A 24,079-nucleotide genomic window follows, 5' to 3' on the forward strand; every position below is an offset into this window, starting at 1 on the left:
TTAATTAAATTGACTAAATAATAAAAAGTAGCGGTAATATCTATGAAAAATGTATATTATTATAAAATTCTAGTAAAAATCAATATAAAGTAAATTAAAATATGATTATAAAAGCTCGTATATACTTAATTTAAACGGAATTTGTTAAAAAAGTCACAAAACTTGGTTAAAATTTAAAAAGAGTTATGATATAATAGAAAGAGCTAGTTTTTTTAATAGCAATTGAGTATATATTAAGACAAAAAAATAATTATAATAATAAATTTACAATCAAGGAGGAGTTCCATATTATGAAAAAAGGTATTGCTGCTTCTAAAGGATATGCAATAGGAAGAGTATTTTTACAAGAACATGAAGAAATCGTTGTAAGTGACACTAAAATTACAGATATAGGTGCAGAGAAAGAGAAAATGCAAAAAGCATTAGATGATTCTAAAGCACAATTAGAGATTATTAAAATTAAAGCAGAAAAAGAAATGGGTGCAGAAAAAGCAGATGTATTTGAAGCACATATTACATTATTAGATGATCCAGAATTTACTGGAGCAATGATAAGTGAAATTGAAAATAATAGCCTAAATGGCTTAAAAGCAATCGAAAGTGTTACCAATACTTTTGTTGCTATATTTGAATCTATGGATAATGAATACATGAGAGAAAGAGCTGCAGATATTAAAGATGTATCTAAGAGAATATTATTAAATTTTGCAGGTAAAGGCGGAGATTCTTTTAGTATAACTGAAAATAATACAATAGTTGTAGCTCATGACTTAACTCCATCTGATACTGCAGGATTAGATAGAACTAAAGTTGTAGGATTTATTACAGATATCGGTGGAAGAACTTCACATGCAGCTATAATGGCTAGAACTCTAGAAATTCCAGCTGTACTTGGATTAGGTGACATAACTACATGTGTTAAAACTGGAGATATGCTTATAGTTGATGGACTAACTGGAGATGTACTTATAAACCCTTCAGAAGAAGTAATAGTAGAATATAAAGCAAAAAAAGAAAAGTTCCAAGCTGAGCAAGAAGAATTAAAGAAATTGATAGATGTTAAAACAACTACTAAATCAGGTAGAAGAATTGAAGTTTGTGGAAATATTGGTCAACCAGAAGATGTTCTTGGAGTTTTAGCAAATGGTGGAGACGGTGTAGGATTATTTAGAACAGAATTCTTATACATGGATAGAGATAGTGCTCCAACAGAAGATGAACAATTTGAAAGTTATAAATTTGCTCTTGAAAAAATGGAAGGTAAGCAAGTTGTTATAAGAACTTTAGATATCGGTGGAGATAAGACTCTTCCATATTTACCATTACCAAAAGAAATGAATCCATTCTTAGGATATAGAGCAATCAGACTTTGCTTAGATAGAAAAGATATATTTAAGGTTCAATTAAGAGCATTACTTAGAGCTTCTATTTATGGAAATCTTGCAGTTATGTTCCCAATGATTTCAGGATTAGAAGAATTCGAGCAAGCAAAAGAAGTTGTTGATGAATGTAAAGCTGAATTAAAAGCTGAAGGAAAAGAATATTCAGAAAAAATTCAATGGGGAATCATGGTTGAAATTCCAGCAGCAGCAGTTTATGCTGATGAATTAGCTAAACATGTTGATTTCTTCTCAATTGGAACAAATGACTTAATTCAATATACTTTAGCTGCTGATAGAATGAGTGAAAAAGTTTCATATCTTTATAATCCAATGCACCCAGCTGTGCTTAGACTAATAAAGATGACTATAGATGGAGCTCATAAGCATGGTAAATGGGTTGGAATGTGTGGAGAAATGGCTGGAGATGAAGCTGCTATCCCTACACTAATTGAATATGGATTAGATGAATTCTCAATGAGTTCTTCATCAATCTTAAATGCTAAGAAAATAATGTTAGAACAAGAATAATATATAAATTGTTATAGAATTAGAGGCTATCTCACAATGCATGAGATAGCCTTTGATTTTTATATGGAATAATAGATTATTACATAAACAAATATTAAATTTATTATAGATATTCTATAAATTAATATATAATTGTAAGCACGGTATAAGATATAATATACTATTAAGTAAGAGTTAATTCATCTTAATAGTAGTAAGGGGATATTTATGAATAAAAAGGTTAACAAAGCTTATGGTAAAGCTATGGATTATTATGAAAAAGGGAAAATTAATAAGGCACTAGAATTATGTGAAGATATATTATTAGAAGGATTGGACAACCCAGTTGTATTAAATTTTAAAGGGTTACTATTATATCAAAAAGGAAACTTAAGAGAGGCTATTACAGCATGGGAAATGAATAAAGATATAAATAATGATGATATTGCAGAAAATTACATAAAAGATGCTATAGCTGATGAAAGGCGATTAGATTTATATAAACAAGGAGAACAAGCTTTAAAACAATTGAAAATAGATAAGGCATTAGAATTATTTAAGAAATGCTCAGAGAGTGATTTTAATGCAATTAAGGTAAGTACAGGGATTGCGATGTGTTATCAAAAAAAAGGTGACTTATATAGAGCTAAAGAATATGTAGACAAGGCTTTAAGCATAGACCAAAATGCAATCACAGCTAAAATTATTGAAAAAGAATTAAAAGAAGATGGGATATATTTAGAATCTAAAAATTCTTCAAAAGGTTTTCTCATAATTATAACAAGTTTATTTGTGATTCTTGCAATTATTGTTGGTGGATATTTAGTTATGTCAAAGTTTAAAAATAAAGACTTATTCAATAATATAGAAGACAAAAAGAATACTGAAGATATAGAAGAAAAAGATAATATAACAGATGAGAACAAAGAACCTAAAATGCAAGAAACATCAGAAGTAAAGCCAGGGACTACTTCAGAAGAAATAGTAAAAGAAGCTTCTAAGAGTACAAGTTTTGATAAAGAAAAGTTAAAAGCATTAATGGCAAGTAACGATTTTGATGTAATATACGAACAATTAAAAAATGTTAAAGCAGAATCAATAAGTAATGGGGATACTGAAGTATATAATCAAGCTGTTAAATTAATGAAAAATGAAGGAGCATCAAAATTCTATGATTATGGATTAGGATATTTTAATCAAGGTAATTATGTAGATGCTGGAATTTCACTTGGTAAAGCATATATATATTGTGAAGGAAATAGTTATAAAGAACATATTTTGTTTTATAGAGCAAGTAATTCGCTAAAAAAATCAGAAAGGCAAACTGCATTAGTACAATATGAAGAGTATTATAGTAAATATCCTAAGGGAGTATATGCTGAAGAAGCATTATATGAGTTAGCATTACTAAACAATTCTGTGGATAAGGAAAAGAGCAAGAATTATGCAAATGCATTAATAAATAATTTTCCGAAATCAATTTATATAAATGATAATCTTGCAAGTATAGCAAGGAGTTAGGCATATTAAAAACAAAATATTGTTATATTAATTTATATATTAGGAAAAGATAGATGCATAATGTGGAAGACCTATTGTGACTAGAGTCTTTGAATTATAAAAATAAAAGCAGGAGTTAATTCAAAATTTTGATATAACCCCTGTTTTTTTATATTAATATTTAAAACTAATCGTCTATTTTAAAGAAAGTATGATGCCCTATAATCGTTTGATTGATTTTGTGTGTTTCTTTCATCCAATTACATGTTGCTATAGTTGGATTATAGAAAAACAAAGCATCGTTTGTTGGATCAGCACCTTTAATTGCATCGTATACTGCATTATAACAATCTTGATTTGGGGTAGCATTTATTTGGCTATTTTTAACACAAGAAAAAGCATTTTTTTGGAATATAACTTGCTGTATAGTATTTGGAAAATGTGGATCAATAGTACGATTCAATACAACAGAAGCTACAGCTACCTTTCCGGTATATGGTTCACCAATGCTTTCCGCAGAAACAAGTTTTGCCATTAAATCTATATCTTCACCCGTTATATACAATTGCTGAGTAGCATGATTAAAAACTTCTAGGACCTCATTACTTTGTTCATTGGATTTTGAAGCATATTCTATATTAGTATTTAAATGATTTTCATTAATTGTTACATTTAATAAAACATTTTTAGTTTCACTACAAGCTTCATCTAAAGCTACGGCAAAAGCTGGATTAATATTAATAACGGAAAGATATAGTATTAAAGCAGTTACAAAAATACTACATGTCTTTTTCATAAAAAACCTCCTTTGGTATAGCGCAACAAATAATATTATTACCAAAGAAAGTAATTATATACACTATTTATTTCTATAATTATTTATAAAGATTTCCAACTATTTAAACTATAATGAACAGAATTAATTAAGATTAATAAAAAATTATAATAAAAATAATAAAAAAGTAAGAAAATAATAATTGTCTTTGTATCTAAGAGTATAGTATTTGTTGTATAATTTTAATTAAGAGAAGAAAAGAGGTGAGAAATTTGCGTGAACTTTTATCAATGTTAGTAAACAGTTTTTCTAATATGTCATTATGGTCTATATTGGATATACTCGTAGTATCATACATATTTTATAAAGGGTATATTTTAATAAGAGAAACAAGAGCTGAACAGCTATTAAAAGGGATAGCATTTATTATAGTACTGATTCCAATTAGTTATCTATTAAGATTAGATATGTTATATTTTATATTAAACAAAACATTAACTATTGGAGTATTAACAGTAATTATAATTTTTCAACCTGAAATTAGAAGGGCTTTAGAACATTTAGGAAGAAGTGCTTTTGATGATAAGCACTATCCTGCAAATAAAGAGGAATTATATATAACTATTAATGAAATTTCAATTGCAGTTCAAAATTTAGCTGACAGTAAAACTGGAGCATTAATTGTAATAGAGCAAAGTACAGGGCTAAACGAATTGATTGGTGCTGGTACAGTGTTAGATGCAACTGTAACCTCAAATCTTTTAGAAAATATATTTGTGGTGAATACTCCACTTCATGATGGTGGAACAATAATACGAAATAATAGAATTTTAGCATCTGGTTGTGTGTTACCGCTAACTGATAATAACACAATTAATAAAAAGTTAGGAACTAGACATAGAGCGGCAATAGGATTATCAGAAGTATCGGATGCATTAATTATAATTGTATCAGAGGAAACAGGTGTTGTATCATTAGCTGTTAATGGAAGAATAACAAGGGGTTATGATAAAGAAAAATTACGAAATATATTAATGAAAATAATAGAAAATAGAAATGAGAAAAAGGTAAAAACAGCAGGAGAGAAGGTGAAGTCATGGATAAAAGTGAAAACAGAACGTTAATTGTTAAGGTTATTTGTGTACTGTTGTCTTTGGGTTTATGGCTATATGTATCAACTGTTGAAAATCCACTTAGAACATATGAATTAAAGAATATTCCAGTAGAATTAACAAATGAGGATTCCGTAACTAATTCGAAATTTGCAGTTGTAAATAAACCACAATTTACAGTGGATTTAAAACTAGAAGGTTCATCAAATGAAGTGGTAAAAGTTAAAAAAGAAGATTTTAGGATTATTGCTGACATGTCGGCTTATGCATTGAAAAATGGAGAAAATAACATACCTGTTCAAATAATAACTTGTCCTGAAAATATTGATGTTAAAAATAATGGCTTTTTAGGAATAAAGGTTAATTTGGAAGAATTAGTTGAAAAGAACTTTACAATAAAATCAAAAGTAAAAGTTACTTATAAAGAGCATATCTATGAAAAGGAACAAACAATAAGTCCCAAAACAATAACAGTAACAGGTGGAAAGAGTTCTGTTGAAAAAATTAGTGAAGCTATTTTAACTGGAGAAGAAAAAAATATAGATAAAAATAATGAAAGCGAATATGGTATAAAATTTGTGGATTCATTGGGGAATGAAGTTGATAATATTAAGTCAGATAGTAAAACAGCAAAATTATCAATTGCAATAACAAATGGGAAGTTTGTACCTATAAATTTAAAAACTAAAGGAGCTGTTCCACAAGGATTTATCTTAGAAGGTTATGAATTAAGTAATAATAGTATAAATATATTAGGAGACAATCAAAATTTGGATAAAATAGAAGCAATAGATACTGAAGTTGTGGATATGTCATCTCTGCAAGCAGAGAGTGAAATGGATGTTAAACTTAATTTGCCAAAAGGCATTTCAGTTGAAAATGGAGAAAATACTATTAAGGCTAAGTTTAAAGTAGTAAAAGAGGAAACCACAACAAAAAAAATAGTATGCAATGTACAGTATAAGAATTTGAATGAAGCATTTTCATTAGATTCTTCAAATTCAACAATAAATGTTACATTAACGGGAACTCAAACAGAATTAGATAAGATAAGCTCCCAAAATATAAATGTTATATTAGATTTAGCTAACGTAAAAGAAGAAGGAACTTCTAATTACACTCCACAGGCGACACTTATTAATACAGACAAAGTAACAATATCAAATGTTGATAGTGTTAATATAGTAGTTAAAAAGAAAAGTTAATAAAATAGTCACAGTATTGTCAATGCTGTGGCTATTTTGTGATATAATTTTTCTGACTTAGTTTGAATTAATTTTATGTTGGTTATAATAAGTATCATATAAATAAAATTATAAACTAATGTTATTTTGAAGGGATAAGGTGAAAAGCTTTGGCTATAAGAATAAATAATATAAATTTAAGTATAGAAGAGGATTTAAATATTTTAGAAAATAAAATATGCAAGAAATTAAATATATCTAAAGAACATATTAATAAGTTAAATATAATAAAGAAAAGTATAGATGCAAGAAAAAAGAATGATATAAAATTCAATTATTGTGTTGATATAATTTGTGATGAAGAAGAAAAAATACTTTCTAAAATACATGATAAAGACGTGAAAGTTGAAGAAATTAAGGAAGTTGAATTAATAAAAAATGGAACACAAGAACTTAAATTTAGGCCTGTAGTAGTGGGGTTTGGTCCTGCTGGAATTTTTGCTGCGTTAATTTTAGCAAGGCAAGGGTATAAACCTATTGTGTATGAACGCGGAGAAAATGTGGATGATAGAACACAAACTGTGGAAAAGTTTTGGAATGATGGACAATTAAATCTTGAATCAAATGTTCAATTTGGCGAAGGGGGAGCAGGTACCTTTTCTGATGGAAAGTTAGCTACAAGAATTAAAGACCACAGATGCACATTTGTATTAGATGAATTTATAAAAGCTGGAGCACCAAAAGAAATTAAATATGAAAGTAAGGCTCATGTGGGAACAGATCTTTTAAAGGGTGTAGTTAAGAATATAAGAGAAGAGATTAAAAGTCTTGGTGGAGAAGTCAATTTTAAGTCTAAATTAGAGAAGATAGTATATGAAGAGGGTAAATTAAAAAGTATAATTGTTAATAAAGAAGAAATTCAATGTATGGCATTAGTGCTTGCTATAGGCCATAGTTCAAGAGATACATATGAGATGTTACATAAAGAAAAAGTTTCTATGGAAGCTAAGGCATTTGCTATAGGAGTAAGAATTGAGCATCCTCAAGAATTAATAAATATTAGTCAATATGGAGATAATCATAAACATCCTAAATTACATGCTGCTGACTATAGATTAACTTATCAAAGTGATAGATTAAAAAGAGGTGTGTATTCATTTTGTATGTGCCCTGGTGGCGTAGTAGTTGCTGCTGCTTCAGAAAAGGGAAGACTTGTATCTAATGGAATGAGTTATCATGCACGGGATTTGGAAAATGCAAATTCAGCATTAGTAGTAACTGTTTCACCAGAAGATTTTGAAGGAGATTCACCACTTCGAGGAATGGAATTTCAAAGGTATTATGAAAATTTAGCATTCAAGCTAGGTGGAGGCAATTATAAAGCACCAGTACAATTAGTTGGAGATTTTATGAAAGATAGACCATCAACTAAATTAGGAAAGGTTACTCCAAGCTATACTGCAGGATATGAATTTAAAGAATTAAAGAATTGTTTACCTAAATATGTTATAGAAGCACTTAAAGAAGGAATTGAAAATTTTGATAAGAAAATAAAAGGATATGCAAGGGAAGATGCAGTTTTAACAGGTATAGAAAGCAGAACATCAGCACCAGTTAGAATTCATAGAGACAAAACTCTTGAAAGTATAAATGTATGTGGACTTTATCCAACAGGAGAAGGCGCTGGCTTTGCAGGAGGAATAATTTCAGCAGCAGTCGATGGAATAAAGGTTGCAGAACATATAATTGAAAAATTTCATTTGTAGAAACTTATTTAGAATTTAGAATATGTTAAAATTTAAATTTGTTAGAAGATAGCAGTTATTTCGTTGAAGTAACTGCTATTTTAGCCTATTAAATTAAAAATAAGTTAAATATTAAAAAAGTTTTCAGAAAATTTAACATTTTGCATTATTTTTTGTTACAATAGAAATGTAAATAAAATTAGTTTAATTTGGATTGATATAAATTTAACAAAATAATCAAATTAATTATAAGTAAAAGTAAAAAATTTATTATTAAAGTAAGAGGTGCAAAAAAAATGAGTAAAAACTTCGAAGATTTAGTATCAATATTAAAGGGAGTTCCAACAAAGAAAGTAGCAGTAGCAGTAGCGCAAGATGAACCAGTATTAGAAGCAATAAAGGAAGCTACAGAAAATAATATTGCTGAAGCAATATTAGTTGGAGATAAACAACTAATACAAGAAATTGCAAAAAAAATAGACTTAGACTTATCAGGTTATGAAATAATGGATATTAAAGATCCAAAGAAGGCTACTTTAGAAGCAGTAAAATTAGTTTCAAGTGGTCATGCTGATATGCTAATGAAAGGATTAGTAGATACTGCTACATTCTTAAGATGCGTATTAAACAAGGAAGTTGGACTTAGAACAGGAAAATTAATGTCACATGTTTCTGTTTTTGAAATAGAAAACTTAGACAGACTATTATTTTTAACTGATGCAGCATTTAATACATATCCAGAACTTAAAGATAAAGTTGGAATGATAAATAATGCAGTTGTAGTTGCACACGCATGTGGAATAGATGTTCCTAAGGTAGCATCTGTATGTCCAGTTGAAGTTGTAAATACAAGTATGCCATCAACAGTTGATGCAGCATTATTAGCTAAAATGAGTGATAGAGGACAATTTAAGGGATGTATAGTTGATGGACCTTTTGCTTTAGATAATGCAATATCAGAAGAAGCAGCTCATCATAAAGGAGTTACAGGACCAGTAGCAGGTAAAGCAGATGTATTGTTATTACCAAATATAGAAACAGCAAATGTAATGTATAAAACATTAACATATTTCTCAAAATCAAAAAATGGTGGACTTTTAGTGGGTACATCAGCGCCAGTGATCTTAACTTCAAGAGCAGATTCTTTTGAAACAAAAGTTAATTCAATTGCTCTTGCAGCATTAGTTGCAGCAAAAAAATAAATAGAATCAATTATAATTAACAATGAATAATGAATGAATATTTTCTGTATATAGGTTCTTTCATATTTCGCATTGTTAAATGTTTATATAAATTAAGGGGGATTGAAAATGTCATACAAGTTATTAATTATTAATCCAGGTTCAACATCAACAAAGATTGGTGTTTATGAAAATGAAAAAGAATTATTTGAAGAAACATTAAGACATACAAATGAAGAGATAAAAAGATATGATACAATATATGATCAATTTGGATTTAGAAAAGAACTTATATTAAACATTCTTAAAGAGAAGAATTTTGATATAAAGACTTTAAGTGCTGTTGTTGGTAGAGGTGGAATGCTTAAGCCAGTAGAAGGTGGAACATATGCAGTTAATGATGCAATGGTAGAAGATTTGAAAATTGGAGTTCAAGGACCTCATGCTTCAAATCTTGGTGGAATAATTGCAAAATCAATTGGAGACGAATTAAATGTACCTTCGTTTATAGTAGATCCAGTTGTTACAGATGAATTAGCTGATGTTGCTAGATTATCAGGAGTACCAGAACTTCCAAGAAAGAGTAAATTCCATGCTTTAAACCAAAAAGCAGTAGCTAAGAGATATGGAAAAGAAAGTGGAAAAGGATATGAAAATTTAAATCTTGTAGTGGTACATATGGGTGGAGGAGTTTCTGTTGGAGCTCATAATCATGGAAAAGTTGTTGATGTAAACAATGCATTAGATGGAGATGGTCCATTTTCACCAGAAAGAGCTGGATCAGTTCCAATTGGTGATTTAATTAAAATGTGTTTCAGTGGAAAATATAGTGAATCAGAAGTATATGTTAAGACAGTTGGAAAAGGTGGATTTGTTGGATACCTAGATACAAATGATGTAAAAGGTGTTATAGACAAGATGGAAGCAGGAGATAAAGAATGTGAAGCAGTATATAAAGCATTTGTTTATCAAATTGCAAAATCAATTGGAGAAATGTCAGTAGTATTAGAAGGAAAGATTGATCAAATTATATTTACTGGAGGAATTGCATATTCTCCAACACTTGTTCCAGATCTTAAAGAAAAAGTTCAATGGATAGCTCCAGTTACAGTTTATCCAGGAGAAGATGAATTATTAGCTTTAGCTCAAGGTGCTATAAGGGTACTTGATGGTGAAGAAGAAGCTAAAGTATATTAATAAAAAATAACATAACATCTTGGAATTATTTTAAATAATTTCAAGATGTTATTTTTTTTCTTAAGATTATTAATTAAATAAAATAAAAAAGTGATGCTTATTATATCCGTAAACTACAAGCAAATGATATAATAATCGTATTAATATTTTATTAAAAGTATAACTAGAGATAATTTAGTGAATAGAAAAAGTAATTGGGGTAAGTTATGGATAGATTTAATTGTATTTTAAATGATGAAAAATATATAGATTATTTGAAAAGAAATAAGAACTTTGAAAAGGGCAGAAAGTTTTGCAAACATAATTTAAAACACTTCTTAGATGTTGCAAGAATTGCTCAAATGATAAATTTAGAAGAAAATTTATCATTTGAAAAAGAAATTATATATACAACTGCAATTTTACATGATATAGGTAAATCCTTTCAATATGAAAATGGGACACCACATGAAATAGCTTCCTTTGAGATTGGAAAAGACTTTTTAGAGAAATATAAATTTAATGAAGAAGAAATTGAAGTTATAAAGCAAGGAATATTAGGACACAGAGAGAAATCAAGTGAAGGATTTTCAGCGCTAATATATAGGGCTGACAAACTCTCTAGGCTATGCATTACTTGTAATGCTAAAAATGAATGTAACTGGAGCGATGAAAAGAAAAATTTTAAAATATATTATTAGGAGGTTTTGGCTATAATGAAAATAGGAAATAAAGAATTTAAAATTGGAGAAAGAACATATATTATGGGGATTTTGAATTTCACTCCAGATTCTTTTTCTGATGGTGGAATATTTAATGATATAGATGTGGCTATAGAACATGTGAAAAAGATGATTGATGATGGCGTTGACATAATAGATGTAGGGGGAGAGTCTACAAGACCAGGTTATACATTAATAAGTGATGAAGAAGAAATAGGTAGAGTTGTTCCTATAATAAAAGCTATAAAAGAAAATTTTGATATTCCTATATCGATAGATACATATAAAGCAAAGGTTGCTGAAAAAGCATTAGAAGCTGGAGCTGATCTTATTAATGATATATGGGGATTTAAAAAAGAAAGAGATATGGCAAAGGTTGCAGCAAAATATAATGTACCTTGTTGTTTAATGCATAATAGAGATAATGAAGATTATAAGAATTTAATAGAAGATATATTAGATGATCTAAGTGAAAGCATAAAGATAGCCAAAGAAGCTGGAGTAAAAGATGAAAATATAATATTAGATCCAGGTATAGGCTTTGCTAAAAGTCATGAGCAAAATTTAGAAACTATGAATAAGTTAGAACGACTTAAGGAACTTGGTTATCCAGTACTATTAGGTACATCAAGAAAGCGTATGATAGGATTTACTTTGGATTTGCCAGTAGAAGAACGAGTAGAAGGAACTGTTGCTACAACAGTTGTTGGAATAATGAAAGATGCTTGTGATTTTGTAAGAGTTCATGATGTATTAGAAAATGCAAGAGCTGCAAAGATGACTGATGCAATTGTAAGAAGATAGGGTGGATGAATTTTGGATAAGATGTATATAAAAGAGTTGGAGTTATTTGGTTTCCATGGGGTTTTTGAAGAAGAAAAAAGGCTAGGACAAAAATTCATATTGTCTTTAGAATTAGATTTGGATTTAAAGGCAGCTGGAAAAACTGGAGATTTAACAAAGTCAGTACATTATGGTGAACTGTGTGAAAAGGTAGATAAAGAATTTGTAAGAGAAAGCTATGAACTTATAGAAACTGTAGCTTTAAATTTAGCAGAATTTATTATTAATGAATATAAGATGATAAATGGGGTTAAAGTATTCTTGAAAAAACCTTGGGCACCAGTGAAAAAGCATTTAGATACTGTAGAAATAATGGTTGAGAGAAGACGACATAAAGCATATATAGGTCTAGGCTCTAATATTGGAGACAAGGAAAAGTATTTAAAAGAGGCAATAAATAAAATATCAATAGAAAAAGATATCGAAATAGGGAAACAGTCTTCATTTATTACAACAAAGCCATGGGGGTATTTAGAGCAAGAAGACTTCTTAAATGCAGTGGTAGAAATAGAAACAATATTAGAACCAGAGGAACTAATGGATTTGTTGCTTAAAATTGAGGCAGAATTAGATAGGGAAAGAACAATAAAATGGGGTTCTAGAACTATTGATTTAGATATAATCATGTATGATGATTTAATTTCTTCTAATGAAAAAGTCATTCTCCCACATCCAAGAATGCATGAAAGAGAATTTGTATTAAAATCATTAAATGAAATAGCACCGTATCTTATGCATCCTGTAATACATAAGAGAGTATTTACTTTGTTAGATGAAATTAACTCAAATAATTAAATTGCATTTAGAAAAATATAACATATTAAGCCTTACAAATGATAAATAGCATAGAGTGTAGAAGAAAAGATTATAATTTTAAACATGATAAAATAAGTTGTTAAGGTAGGAGTATTTATGAGAAGTTCACTAAAATTTACGAATAAATTAAATATGTTATCTGAAATGGAGTGTGAATCTAAGTTTCAAATATTAGAGTATGAGAATTTAGATGGAGCTACTGATGTTGAAACGGCTTTTGGGCTTAATATAATTAGGCAAAGTGGAATAAAGCTAAAACAAATCAGAATAATGTTAGAGGATAGTTCAGTGAAACTTGAACCGGGCTCTTTAAGTTATATGAAGGGTAATATCGAAGTAAAGAATAAGTCAGGTGGATTAATAGGTTTTGGAAAAAAAATCATATCAAGCAAATTGACTGGAGAAACAGCATTTAAACCTACGTATAGTGGGACTGGAGAAATATTTTTAGAACCCTCTTTTGGACACTTTGCATTGATTGAATTAGAAGATGATGAAATTATAGTAAGTGATAATATGTTTTATGCATGTGAAGAAGACATAGATGTTAATGCAGCAATGCAAAAGAATATTTCATCTACGTTTTTAGGGAATGAAGGTTTGTATCAAACTAGAATAGAAGGAAATGGAATTGTTGCACTTAAGGTTCCGGTTCCAGAAAGTGAAATATTCAAGTGCATATTAATTAATGATACATTGAAGGTAGATGGAAATTTTGCAATTTTAAGAACAGGAAATATTGAATTTTCCGTAGAAAAATCATCTAAATCCATTATAGGTACAGCAATTAATGGAGAAGGACTGGTTAATGTATATAGAGGTACAGGTGAAGTGTGGCTTATACCAACAAAAAATGTATATAAAGAGTTGAAAATGAGTGGAGCAAGTGAAATAAATAAGTTACAGTTTGAACAGGATAGATAATTGATTTCTACTTGAGGATATATAAGAGAATAAATATATTTAACACTTTGTTATATTAAATTTGTAAAGTAAGCTACAGATGGATATAATTAAAGATACGGAATATCCTTGGATTGTTAGTTTCTTTTAGGTACTTAAATAATTAGGCAATGAGGTGATAAAGTGAGTTCTTTAGAATCAAAAATTAAAAGCAAAGAATTAGATTTGTTCTTTAAAGCAATTTTAGAGCTTAATGATATAGATGAATGCTATAAATTTTTTGAAGATGTAGCAACTATAAATGAAGTTAAATCATTAGCTCAAAGATTACATGTGGCAAATCTACTTAAACATAAAAAGACTTACTCAGAAATAGCTGAAATAACAGGTGCGAGTACAGCAACTATAAGCAGAATTAATAGATGTTTGAATTATGGAAGTGATGGATACAGTTTGATATTAGAAAGGTTAGAAAATAAAAAATAGATCAATGTAAACACTGATTTTAAAATACTGAATTCAAATATGATAATTTTAGAAATAGTGGTTTTTTAATAAAAACAGAAGATTGTAAATAGTTATAAAAAATATTATACTATTTAAGATGAAACGTATGTAAAAGCTACAAATAACAGTGGCTTTTATAGGTGATTAAAAATACTATAGTAATTAAGTAACTATAACAGAATAAAAAAGTGAGGTAAAATTATGGATAGAATGTTTGGAACTGATGGAGTTAGAGGCATTGCAAATACAGAATTAACGGCAAGAACTGCATATGATCTTGGGAGATCAGGAGCATATGTATTAACAGAAGGAGCGCATAAGCCTAAGATATTAGTTGCAAAAGACACAAGAATATCAGGAGATATGTTGGAATCAGCATTAATAGCGGGAATATTATCAGTTGGAGCCGAGGCAGTAGTACTTGGAGTAGTACCAACACCAGCTGTTGCATATTTAACAAGAAAATATGGAGCTGATGCAGGTGTTATGATCTCTGCATCACATAATCCGGTGGAATATAATGGGATTAAGTTTTTTAATGATAAAGGATACAAGCTTTCAGACGAATTAGAAGATGACATTCAAAATGTTATTGAAAATGATTTTCAAGGAGTACCAAGTCCAATTGGTACAGAACTAGGAAGAGAAACAATTGAAGTATCAGCATTAGATGATTATATAGAATTTGCTGAAAGTACAATACCTTATAGTTTAAAGGGATTAAAAGTAGCATTAGATTGTGCAAATGGAGCTTCGTATAAGTCATCAGTAAAAGCATTTAGAGAATTAGGTGCAGATGTATTTGTAATTAATGATAATCCAGATGGAACAAATATAAATGAAAACTGTGGATCAACACATCCAGAAGAATTAATGGAATATGTAGTTAGAAAAGGCTGCGATTTAGGGTTTGCATTTGATGGAGATGCAGATAGATGTTTAGCTATTGATGAAAAAGGTAATTTAATAAATGGTGACTTTATATTAATGTTATGTGCAAAGTATTTAAAAGACATTGGAAAACTAAAAGATAATACTTTAGTTGTAACTGTAATGAGTAATCTTGGATTAGATATTGCATGTAAAAAGGAAGGAATTAATCTTGTAAAAACTAATGTTGGAGATAGATATGTTCTAGAAGAAATGGTTAAAGAAAAATATGTTTTAGGTGGAGAACAATCAGGTCATGTTATATTCTTAGATTATAATTCAACTGGAGATGGATTGGTTACAGCACTTCAAATTACAGGTATAGTTAAAAAGAAGGAAACTCCACTATCTGAATTATGTTCAATAATGAAAGATCTTCCACAAGTATTAGCTAATGCAACAATTCCAAATGACAAAAAAGATTTATATTTAACAGATGATGAAATACAAGGTGAAATAAAGAAAATAGAAGAAGCCTTAAATGGTGTTGGAAGAGTTCTTATAAGACCTTCTGGAACGGAACCATTAGTTAGAGTTATGCTTGAAGGTGAAGATCAAGCAGAAATAGATAAGATGGCTCATAATTTAGCAGATTTAATTGAAAAAAAATATAACTAATAGGCTAGTTTATTGGTTAATATATATTAGGCATATGAAAAAAATAATGTTTAAATCATGCCTTATAGAAGATAAAAGAGGAATTCTATTGAAAAATAGGGTTCCTCTAAACTATACCTTAAAAGATAGGAGACAGCATTAGATGAAAGATAAGAATGATATACTTAACAATAAGGTATATGCTATTACAAACTATATAACGAACTTCTTTATAACTAATTTATGGTTTTTGGTAATGATATCACCAATTATTATTTATATTTATATATTTGAAGGTAATATTTCAATGTCAATATTGCTATTACTTTCAATACTAGTAGGACCAGCTTTAACTGCACTTTTCTCAATAATGGGCAAGCTTGTTAGAGAAGGTGACATAGCACCAACAAAAGATTTTTTTCATTTTTATAAAATGAATTTCTTGCAGAGTTTGTTAGTAGGAATAATATTAAATATTTTGATTAGTATAACATATTTTGATATGAATTATTTTAGTTCCAAGGGGAATAAATATTTTTCATATATATTTTTGGCTTTATTAGCTTTGATAATTATGTTAAGTATTTATATTTATCCAATTATATCTAGATATAACATAAAGATAGTACATTTATTTAAGATTTCAATAAAATTACTAATTAAAAAAATATACATAAGCTTAAGTTGTATATCAATAATTATTATAGTATTAGGACTTGTGCGAATTACAAGATTATCATTAGTAGGAGTTTTGTTTGGCGTAAGTATAATAGGTTACTTAATAATGAGAATGGAAAAAAATATTATTGACGAATTAGAAGAAGAAATAAAAGAAAAGTATAAAAATATCTAAGGGCAATAAGTAATTTTTTGCATTAGGGATAGAGGATAACCACGTGTTGTGATTTCAAAAATTACACGTATGTGGTTATCCTCTATTTTTTCGAGTACATTGGTAATTACGTATTTCAGACTTGTATAAAAAATAGTGTAATTATTTTTTATAATTGTTATGTTTTATCATGATTTATAAAAATAACTCTAATTTTTATATGAAAACATATACATTTTTATAGGTAGTTGAAACTCAAAATAAATATTAAGATTATTATATTGAAAGGAAATAAATAAGGAGGTACATAGATGCAAGTTCCAGCAATTGATACAGGAAAGGCAATTAAAAGTAATAAGAAAAAAGAAAAGAAGATTTCGTGGAAATTAATGAAGAAACAAAGGTTCTTAATATTTATGTCATTGCCTTTTGCTATTTGGATAATTGTATTCAAATATATACCATTAGTCGGATGGACAATGGCATTTCAGGATTATAAACCAGGAAAGACATTTTTAAATCAAACATGGGTAGGGTTAAAACATTTTAAGGTATTATTTACAGAGCCACAATTTTATCAATCATTACAAAATACTCTTGCTATGGGATTGTTAAGTTTAGTGTTTGGAACAATGTGTGCAATTGGCTTTGCTTTATTATTAAATGAATTAAAAAATATAAGATTCAAAAAGAGCGTACAAACTATATCATATTTACCACATTTTATATCATGGGTAGTAGCAGCAAGTATAATAACAAGTATGCTTGCACCAAGTGGAATTGTTAATGAATTACTTATTAAGTTTCATTTAATAAGTAATCCAATAAGCTTTATGTCAAATCCAAGCCTCTTTTGGGGAATAGTTACGACAGGAGATATTTGGAAAGAAATGGGATGGAATGCTATAATATATTTAGCAGCAATAACAGCTATAGATCCAGAATTATATGATGCTGCAAAAGTTGATGGCGCAGGAAGAATAACACAAATAATCAGTATAACATTACCTTCAATAAAACCAACAATAATAGTTCTATTAATAATGAGTATAGGAAATTTATTAAATATAGGTTTTGAAAAGCAAATGTTGCTTGGAAATCCAATAGTTGCTGATAAGTCTTTAGTAATAGATAAATATGCATTAGATTATGGTATAGGAATGTTTAGATATTCATTTGGTACTGCTATAGGTATATTTAGATCTGTTGTTAGTATTATTTTACTGTTTGCTGCAAATAAATTAGCTAAAAAAGCAGGTGAAGGCAGTTTAATGTAAAATGTAGTTATAACTGACTAAATTTCATTTGAGGAGGATGTCTAATGAGGAAAAAGCTTAAAACGTTTGATATAGTATTAGCTATTGTTATGATAATTATTGCAATAGTAACAATATATCCATTTCTAAATGTACTAACCATTTCATTAAATGATGCATCAGATACTGTAAAAGGTGGAATTCATATATGGCCAAGAGAATTTACATTACAAAATTATAAAGAAATATTTGAAGGAAGCAGTAAGCTGCCACAAGGACTTTTAATATCAGTACTTAGAACAGTAATAGGGACTGCTACAGGAGTTTTAGCTAGCGCAATGGTAGCTTTTGTATTAAGTAGAAGAGAATATGTATTTAATAAGTTTGTTACCATATTATTTATTTTGACAATGTATATAAGTGGAGGATTAATTCCTGAGTATATGTTAATAAAAAATTTGGGATTAATTAATAACTTTGCTGTATATATAATACCAGGTTTAATTAGTGCATTTAATGTAATTGTTCTTAGATCATTTATAGATGGATTACCACCAGCACTAAATGAGTCTGCTATGATAGATGGCGCAAATGAGTTTGTAATATTTACAAAAATAGTACTACCATTATGTCTTCCAGTAATTGCAACAGTAGCACTTTTTATAGCAGTTGGTCAATGGAACAGCTGGTTCGATACTTATCTTTATGCAAGACAAAGTGATGGGTTAACAACACTTCAATATGAACTTATGAAGGTTATGAGTACTGCAAATGGAAGCTCAAAGGTAGATCCCAATAATCCAGTATTGCAAGCAGCTGCTGTTAATCCCGAATCAATAAAGATGGCAATAACAATGGTTGCAACAGGTCCAATATTACTTGTGTATCCATTTGTACAAAAGTATTTTGTTACAGGAATGACCTTAGGAGCAGTTAAAAGTTAACAATATTATATAAAATAATATAGATTATATATAATAAGAAAAGAGGGGTAATTTATGAAAAAATGTAGAATTTTATCAGTAATGCTTTCATTTACTTTAGTAGCAGCTTTGCTTACAGGTTGTGGAAGTAGTAATAAAAGCGGAGATACTGTTGAAACAAGTTCAAAAACGGATAAAGCTCCAGTAACATTAACATTCTTTACTAAAGATGCAACAGAGGATATGCCTTTTGATGATGAAGTTGCTAAAAAGATAACAGAACTTACAGGCGTAACATTAAAAATAACCCATCCAGTAGCAGGAGATGAACAAGCTATTCCATTAATGATAGCAAGTGGAGATTATCCAGATTTAATTTACGGTAAAGGTGATACAGGAAAATTAGTAGATGCAGGAGCTATTATTAAGCTAGATGATTATATTGAAAAGAAAGGTGATAAACTAAAGGCATTATATGGAGACCAATTAAAGAGATTAAAATATAGCACAGAGGATCCATCAATATATACTGTTGGAGCATATGGTGTTCATACAGAAATATTTGATCCAAGTGGAGTAATGCAATTACAACATGCAGTTCTAAAAGAATTAGGATATCCAGAAATAAAGACATTACAAGATTATGAAAAGGCTGTAAAAGATTATAAAGCAAAATACCCAGAAATCAATGGCAAGAAAACTATAGGAATGACATTAATGGCAAGTGACTGGAGATGGTTAATAACTTGTGGAAATATATCAGGTGCAGTTGCAGGAATTCCTGATGATGGACAGTTTAAAATAGATGATGAAACTAAAAAAGCTACTTATAAGTTCCAATTACCAGAAGTAAAAGAATACTTTAAATGGTTAAATCATATGAATGCAGAAGGATTATTAGATTCAGAATCATTTACTCAAAAAGAAGATGCATATCGTGCAAAATTAGCACAAGGAAATGTATTAGGTATTTCAGATGCTAAATGGGATTATGATCAATCAACTAAAACATTAGTTGGCGCTGGAATGGATGAAAGGACATTTGCACCACTTTCAGTTACAGTAAATGATAAGTGTAAAGATCAATCATTTAAGGATTATGGTTATAGTGGTGGTCATGGAATTGGAGTTTCTTCAACAAGTAAGAATAAAGATAGAGCATTTGAGTTCTTAAATTGGATGGCATCAGATGAGGCTCAAGTATTAGTAAACTGGGGAATCGAAGGAAAGCATTATAAAGTTGAAAATGGTAAGAGAGTTATGTTACCAGAAGTTCAAAAACAAAGAAACAGCGATAAAGATTTCAAAAAGAAAACAGGTATTGGTCAATATATATATCCATTCCCTCAAAGAGGTGATGGAGCTGTGGACGCAACAGGAAATTCATATTCAATGAATACTCTAGATATATATGTTTCAAATTACAATAAGGGTGAAAAAGACACATTAGCTGGATATGGTAAAAAATCATTTGTAGATTTCTTCCCATCATCAAAAGATTTAGGTCAACAATCTAAACATGGTCAAGCATGGCAATTTAATGTTCCAAGTGATAGTGATATGGCTATAATTCAAAAGAAGGCTGATGATTATATTCAAAAATCTGCAACACAAGCAGTACTTGGAAAAGAAGCAGATTTTGATGGAGCATGGGATAAGATTCAACAAGATCTTAATGCTATGGGTATTGACAAAGTTAATGATGGAATGAGTAAATTAACAGAAGAAAAAATTAAGCTTTGGAGTTAGTAATCAAATTTAAAATAGTACGAAAATTCAAGGTTGTTTCAAAATAATAATGTGAAGTTATGAAAAATTGAGATAGAGGACAATCTATAAAAAGATTATCCTCTATTTCTTTATGAATTATAAAGTATAGAATAGTAACATTTGTTTTACTAAAGTAAAAAGTAGGGCTTAATTCACTAATAGTTAAGATAAAACATATGAAATTTCTTCAGTATACGGTTACAAAATGGCGCTGTATAATGAATGCATAATTATATTAGAGTAATTAAAATTAGTATAAATTAAAAAGTGACAATATATAAAGGAGTGTTAATATGAAATTTAGTAATGGTTGTTGGTTAAATAAATCAGGTGTTGAGACATTTAGTCCACAAGAAATTTATAGTACAAAAATCGAAGAAAATCTTTTAACAATATATACACCTTGCAATAAAATATATAACAGAGGTTGCACTCTTGGAGGTCCAGTTATAACATATAAAATTTCATCACCAATGGAAAATGTTATTAGAGTAAGAGCTTATCATTATATGGGAGAGGAAAAGAAAAGCCCAAGCTTTGAGCTTTATAAAAATGAAAATACTAAAGTTCTAATAGAAGAAAATGAAAATATGGTTATATTCAAATCAGGAAATCTTAAATTAGAATATGATAAAAATACTGTAGAAATGAGTTTTTACAGAGGAAATCAAAAATTGACTTCAAGTAAAAGTAGAGGATTAGCTTATGTAAAAACTGAACCAGAAACTGACTTCTTAGAAGCTTCAGATAAAGGCATCTATATGAGAGAACAGCTACAATTATCTGTAGGTGAATTAGTATATGGTTTGGGAGAAAGATTTACTCCATTTGTAAAGAATGGACAAACAATAGAGGCATGGAACGAAGATGGTGGGACAAGTACTGAACAATCTTATAAGAATATTCCATTCTACCTTACTAATAAAGGATATGGTGTGTTTGTAAATCATCCAGAAAAAGTTTCTTTTGAAGTAGGTTCAGAAAAGGTTACTAAGGTTCAATTTAGTGTGACTGGAGAATGTTTAGATTACTTTATTATTGGTGGAGAATCAATGAAAGAAGTAATTGAAAACTATACAAGCTTAACAGGAAAACCAGCAATGCCACCAGCATGGTCATTTGGATTATGGCTATCCACATCATTTACTACAAATTATGATGAAGCAACTGTAAATGAATTTGTAAATGGAATGAAAGATAGAGATATTCCACTTAGAGTATTCCATTTTGACTGTTTCTGGATGAAAGAATTTAACTGGTGCGATTTTGAATGGGATAGCAGAGTGTTCCCAGATCCAAAAGGAATGCTTAAGAGATTAAAAGAGAAAGATTTGAATATTTGTGTTTGGATTAACCCATATATAGCACAAGAATCAAAACTATTTGAAGAAGGAAAAGCAAACGGATATTTCATAAAGAAGGCAAACGGAGATGTATGGCAATGGGATATGTGGCAACCAGCAATGGCGATTGTAGATTTCACAAATCCAGCAGCTAGCGCCTGGTATTCAGGAAAATTAAAAGAATTAATGGCAATGGGCGTTGACTGCTTCAAGACTGATTTTGGTGAACGTATACCAACAGATGCAGTTTACTTTGATGGTTCAGATCCATATAAGATGCATAATTACTACACTCAAATGTACAACAAGGTTGTCTTTGAAACGATTAAAGAAGTTAAAGGTGAAAATGAAGCAGTTGTATTTGCAAGATCTGCTACAACAGGAGGACAACAATTCCCAGTGCATTGGGGTGGAGACTGTGAATCTGATTATGAATCAATGGCTGAAAGTTTAAGAGGTGGATTATCATTATGCATGTCAGGTTTTGGATTCTGGAGTCATGATATAGGTGGTTTTGAAAGCACATCTACTGCTGATGTTTATAAGAGATGGGTTGCCTTTGGATTATTATCATCTCACAGTAGATTACACGGTAGTACATCATATAGAGTGCCATGGGCATACGATGAAGAAGCTTCAGACATAGTGAAATTCTTTAGTAAATTAAAATGCAGTATAATGCCATATTTATATAAAACCGCTAATACAGCTCATACAAAAGGAATTCCGGTAATGAGATCTATGATATTAGAATTTCAAGATGATCCAGCATGTACTTATTTAGATAAACAATATATGCTTGGAGATTCAATTTTAGTAGCTCCTATATTTAATGAAGACGGAGAAGCTAGTTACTATTTACCAAAAGGAAAATGGACTAATTATATTACTGGTAAAAAATATGATGGTGGAACATGGATTAAAGAAAAACATGACTACCTAAGTATACCTATGATGGTAAAAGAAAATAGTCTAGTAGCAATAGGACATAAAGATATAGTGCCAGATTATGATTATAGACAAGATGTAAAAGTATTAGCTTATCAGTTGCAAAATGATACTAAAGCTACTACAAAAGTTTTAGATATGAACAGAAATGAAATGCTTGAAGTTCAAGCATTAAGACATGGAAATACAATCAATATAGAAGCAACAGGAACAGATTCAGCTTGGACTCTTGTTCTAAAAAATCTAGTAAATATAACTAAGGTTGATGGAGCGGAATTTAAGATAGAAGGAAATGACACAAATATAATGATAAAATCAGTAAACAGTAAGGTTGTATGTCACTTAGGTTAATTATTGATGGAAGTATTAATAAAATACTGAAAATTAATAGTTAGCAATAATAGAAATATTTTGGAGGGATATTAACAATGAGTAAAATAATAGATCCAGGATTTTTTTCAAAACAAGTATCAGCAGACAATAAAAGAGGCGAATTTAACACAAAAAATACAATTATAGTAGAGGACAATGTTGATGTTGACTTTGTATTTATGGGTGATTCTATAACTGATAATTGTGAGATTAATGCTTATTTAGGTAGAAGCAATAAAATGATTTTAAATAGAGGTATTTCAGGAGACAGTACAGAGTATGTATTAAAAAGATTTGATGCAGATGTAATACAACTTAAGCCCAAACACTGCATACTTTTGATTGGTGTTAATGATGCTTGGGATTTAGAATATGAGCCATGGAGTCAAACAGAAGGAATGTCTGTAGAAGCTGCAGTAAAAAGAGCTTATGAGAATATTAAAGAAATGTCTGATAAGGCAAAGTCAAGTAATATAAATCTTATAATGTGTTCAATACTACCAACAAATATGACTTTTACAAATAGAAATAAAGAGAGAAATATTTATGTTGAAGAAGTTAATAGTAAATTAAGGAGATTATGTGAAGAAGAAAATTTGATTTATGTAGATTATTATTCAGAATTCGTAGAAGAAGGAGATATTCGTGTTAAAGATGGATTGACATTTGAAGGATTGCATCCCAATACAGAAGGTTATAATCTAATGATGAAAATTTTAAAGGAAACATTGTCAAGTAATGATATCGAATTTTAA

Annotated in this window: 20 protein-coding genes; 19 read left to right on the forward strand and 1 reads right to left on the reverse strand. The window is 29.2% G+C overall.

Going from position 1 to position 24,079, the window contains the following annotated elements; all coding sequences use genetic code 11:
- The first annotated feature begins 290 nt into the window (after window positions 1-290).
- Both ptsP and psyc5s11_RS01210 read left to right on the forward strand, forming a co-directional pair.
- Entirely contained in the window at window positions 291-1,910 is a 1,620-nt protein-coding gene (ptsP, locus tag psyc5s11_RS01205; protein WP_224035851.1) for a phosphoenolpyruvate--protein phosphotransferase, read from the forward strand.
- 207 nt (window positions 1,911-2,117) lie between these two features.
- Window positions 2,118-3,410 carry a tetratricopeptide repeat protein gene (locus tag psyc5s11_RS01210; RefSeq protein WP_224035852.1) on the forward strand — a complete coding sequence of 431 codons (1,293 nt, stop codon included), beginning with the start codon at window positions 2,118-2,120 and terminating at the stop codon, window positions 3,408-3,410.
- Window positions 3,411-3,576: 166 nt separating this feature from the next.
- On the opposite strand, the gene psyc5s11_RS01215 is transcribed toward psyc5s11_RS01210, so the two are convergent.
- Entirely contained in the window at window positions 3,577-4,185 is a 609-nt protein-coding gene (locus psyc5s11_RS01215; RefSeq protein WP_224035853.1) for a cell wall hydrolase, read from the reverse strand.
- A 251-nt stretch (window positions 4,186-4,436) separates the two neighbouring features.
- Here psyc5s11_RS01215 and cdaA point away from each other — a divergent pair, with 251 nt between their 5' ends.
- The 17 genes from cdaA to psyc5s11_RS01300 all read left to right on the forward strand — a co-directional run bounded on the left by cdaA (window position 4,437) and on the right by psyc5s11_RS01300 (window position 24,079).
- On the forward strand, window positions 4,437-5,288 hold the full coding sequence (cdaA, locus tag psyc5s11_RS01220; RefSeq protein WP_224038106.1) for a diadenylate cyclase CdaA: 852 nt from the start codon (window positions 4,437-4,439) through the stop codon (window positions 5,286-5,288).
- Window positions 5,261-6,481, forward strand: a complete 1,221-nt coding sequence (locus tag psyc5s11_RS01225) for a CdaR family protein (RefSeq protein WP_224035854.1) — start codon at window positions 5,261-5,263, stop codon at window positions 6,479-6,481. The genes cdaA and psyc5s11_RS01225 overlap by 28 nt, the downstream gene beginning before the upstream one ends.
- Before the next feature lie 149 nt (window positions 6,482-6,630).
- Complete coding sequence (locus tag psyc5s11_RS01230) at window positions 6,631-8,226, forward strand: NAD(P)/FAD-dependent oxidoreductase (protein WP_224035855.1); 1,596 nt, start codon at window positions 6,631-6,633, stop codon at window positions 8,224-8,226.
- Between the two features lie 275 nt (window positions 8,227-8,501).
- Window positions 8,502-9,407: a phosphate butyryltransferase gene (ptb, locus tag psyc5s11_RS01235; protein WP_224035856.1), complete on the forward strand. Its 906-nt coding sequence runs from the start codon at window positions 8,502-8,504 to the stop codon at window positions 9,405-9,407.
- Between the two features lie 108 nt (window positions 9,408-9,515).
- A complete protein-coding gene (gene buk, locus psyc5s11_RS01240; RefSeq protein WP_224035857.1) occupies window positions 9,516-10,583 on the forward strand; it encodes a butyrate kinase in 1,068 nt (355 codons plus the stop codon).
- Window positions 10,584-10,789: 206 nt separating this feature from the next.
- On the forward strand, window positions 10,790-11,263 hold the full coding sequence (locus psyc5s11_RS01245) for an HD domain-containing protein (protein WP_224035858.1): 474 nt from the start codon (window positions 10,790-10,792) through the stop codon (window positions 11,261-11,263).
- A 15-nt stretch (window positions 11,264-11,278) separates the two neighbouring features.
- Window positions 11,279-12,088 carry a dihydropteroate synthase gene (gene folP / locus psyc5s11_RS01250; protein ID WP_224035859.1) on the forward strand — a complete coding sequence of 270 codons (810 nt, stop codon included), beginning with the start codon at window positions 11,279-11,281 and terminating at the stop codon, window positions 12,086-12,088.
- 12 nt (window positions 12,089-12,100) lie between these two features.
- Window positions 12,101-12,922, forward strand: a complete 822-nt coding sequence (folK, locus tag psyc5s11_RS01255) for a 2-amino-4-hydroxy-6-hydroxymethyldihydropteridine diphosphokinase (protein ID WP_224035860.1) — start codon at window positions 12,101-12,103, stop codon at window positions 12,920-12,922.
- Between the two features lie 117 nt (window positions 12,923-13,039).
- Window positions 13,040-13,867 (forward strand): AIM24 family protein, encoded by an 828-nt coding sequence (locus psyc5s11_RS01260; protein ID WP_224035861.1) that lies wholly within the window; start codon window positions 13,040-13,042, stop codon window positions 13,865-13,867.
- A gap of 162 nt (window positions 13,868-14,029) precedes the next feature.
- On the forward strand, window positions 14,030-14,332 hold the full coding sequence (locus psyc5s11_RS01265; protein ID WP_224035862.1) for a YerC/YecD family TrpR-related protein: 303 nt from the start codon (window positions 14,030-14,032) through the stop codon (window positions 14,330-14,332).
- Window positions 14,333-14,554: 222 nt separating this feature from the next.
- On the forward strand, window positions 14,555-15,901 hold the full coding sequence (gene glmM / locus psyc5s11_RS01270; protein ID WP_224035863.1) for a phosphoglucosamine mutase: 1,347 nt from the start codon (window positions 14,555-14,557) through the stop codon (window positions 15,899-15,901).
- A 142-nt stretch (window positions 15,902-16,043) separates the two neighbouring features.
- On the forward strand, window positions 16,044-16,733 hold the full coding sequence (locus psyc5s11_RS01275; protein ID WP_224035864.1) for a YesL family protein: 690 nt from the start codon (window positions 16,044-16,046) through the stop codon (window positions 16,731-16,733).
- A gap of 290 nt (window positions 16,734-17,023) precedes the next feature.
- The gene (locus tag psyc5s11_RS01280) at window positions 17,024-17,989 is read left to right on the forward strand and encodes an ABC transporter permease (protein ID WP_375541980.1); all 966 of its coding nucleotides are present in this window, start codon (window positions 17,024-17,026) and stop codon (window positions 17,987-17,989) included.
- A gap of 44 nt (window positions 17,990-18,033) precedes the next feature.
- Window positions 18,034-18,912, forward strand: coding sequence for a carbohydrate ABC transporter permease (locus tag psyc5s11_RS01285; RefSeq protein ID WP_224035865.1), 879 nt, complete (start codon window positions 18,034-18,036; stop codon window positions 18,910-18,912).
- A gap of 54 nt (window positions 18,913-18,966) precedes the next feature.
- On the forward strand, window positions 18,967-20,640 hold the full coding sequence (locus psyc5s11_RS01290; protein ID WP_224035866.1) for an ABC transporter substrate-binding protein: 1,674 nt from the start codon (window positions 18,967-18,969) through the stop codon (window positions 20,638-20,640).
- A 314-nt stretch (window positions 20,641-20,954) separates the two neighbouring features.
- Window positions 20,955-23,303 carry an alpha-xylosidase gene (gene yicI / locus psyc5s11_RS01295; protein ID WP_224035867.1) on the forward strand — a complete coding sequence of 783 codons (2,349 nt, stop codon included), beginning with the start codon at window positions 20,955-20,957 and terminating at the stop codon, window positions 23,301-23,303.
- Window positions 23,304-23,380: 77 nt separating this feature from the next.
- Complete coding sequence (locus tag psyc5s11_RS01300; protein WP_224035868.1) at window positions 23,381-24,079, forward strand: GDSL-type esterase/lipase family protein; 699 nt, start codon at window positions 23,381-23,383, stop codon at window positions 24,077-24,079.

This window comes from Clostridium gelidum, assembly GCF_019977655.1.
Classification (GTDB): domain Bacteria; phylum Bacillota; class Clostridia; order Clostridiales; family Clostridiaceae; genus Clostridium; species Clostridium gelidum.

Excerpts from the sequence above, each read along its gene's own strand:
- psyc5s11_RS01290 (WP_224035866.1), top strand. The coding sequence starts at position 18,967 with ATGAAAAAATGTAGAATTTTATCAGTAATGCTTTCATTTACTTTAGTA.
- psyc5s11_RS01225 (WP_224035854.1), top strand. The coding sequence starts at position 5,261 with ATGGATAAAAGTGAAAACAGAACGTTAATTGTTAAGGTTATTTGTGTA.
- ptsP (WP_224035851.1), top strand. The coding sequence starts at position 291 with ATGAAAAAAGGTATTGCTGCTTCTAAAGGATATGCAATAGGAAGAGTA.
- psyc5s11_RS01300 (WP_224035868.1), top strand. The coding sequence starts at position 23,381 with ATGAGTAAAATAATAGATCCAGGATTTTTTTCAAAACAAGTATCAGCA.
- psyc5s11_RS01280 (WP_375541980.1), top strand. The coding sequence starts at position 17,024 with ATGCAAGTTCCAGCAATTGATACAGGAAAGGCAATTAAAAGTAATAAG.
- psyc5s11_RS01245 (WP_224035858.1), top strand. The coding sequence starts at position 10,790 with ATGGATAGATTTAATTGTATTTTAAATGATGAAAAATATATAGATTAT.
- buk (WP_224035857.1), top strand. The coding sequence starts at position 9,516 with ATGTCATACAAGTTATTAATTATTAATCCAGGTTCAACATCAACAAAG.
- psyc5s11_RS01285 (WP_224035865.1), top strand. The coding sequence starts at position 18,034 with ATGAGGAAAAAGCTTAAAACGTTTGATATAGTATTAGCTATTGTTATG.
- glmM (WP_224035863.1), top strand. The coding sequence starts at position 14,555 with ATGGATAGAATGTTTGGAACTGATGGAGTTAGAGGCATTGCAAATACA.
- psyc5s11_RS01210 (WP_224035852.1), top strand. The coding sequence starts at position 2,118 with ATGAATAAAAAGGTTAACAAAGCTTATGGTAAAGCTATGGATTATTAT.
- ptb (WP_224035856.1), top strand. The coding sequence starts at position 8,502 with ATGAGTAAAAACTTCGAAGATTTAGTATCAATATTAAAGGGAGTTCCA.
- psyc5s11_RS01215 (WP_224035853.1), bottom strand. The coding sequence starts at position 4,185 with ATGAAAAAGACATGTAGTATTTTTGTAACTGCTTTAATACTATATCTT.
- yicI (WP_224035867.1), top strand. The coding sequence starts at position 20,955 with ATGAAATTTAGTAATGGTTGTTGGTTAAATAAATCAGGTGTTGAGACA.
- psyc5s11_RS01260 (WP_224035861.1), top strand. The coding sequence starts at position 13,040 with ATGAGAAGTTCACTAAAATTTACGAATAAATTAAATATGTTATCTGAA.
- psyc5s11_RS01275 (WP_224035864.1), top strand. The coding sequence starts at position 16,044 with ATGAAAGATAAGAATGATATACTTAACAATAAGGTATATGCTATTACA.
- folP (WP_224035859.1), top strand. The coding sequence starts at position 11,279 with ATGAAAATAGGAAATAAAGAATTTAAAATTGGAGAAAGAACATATATT.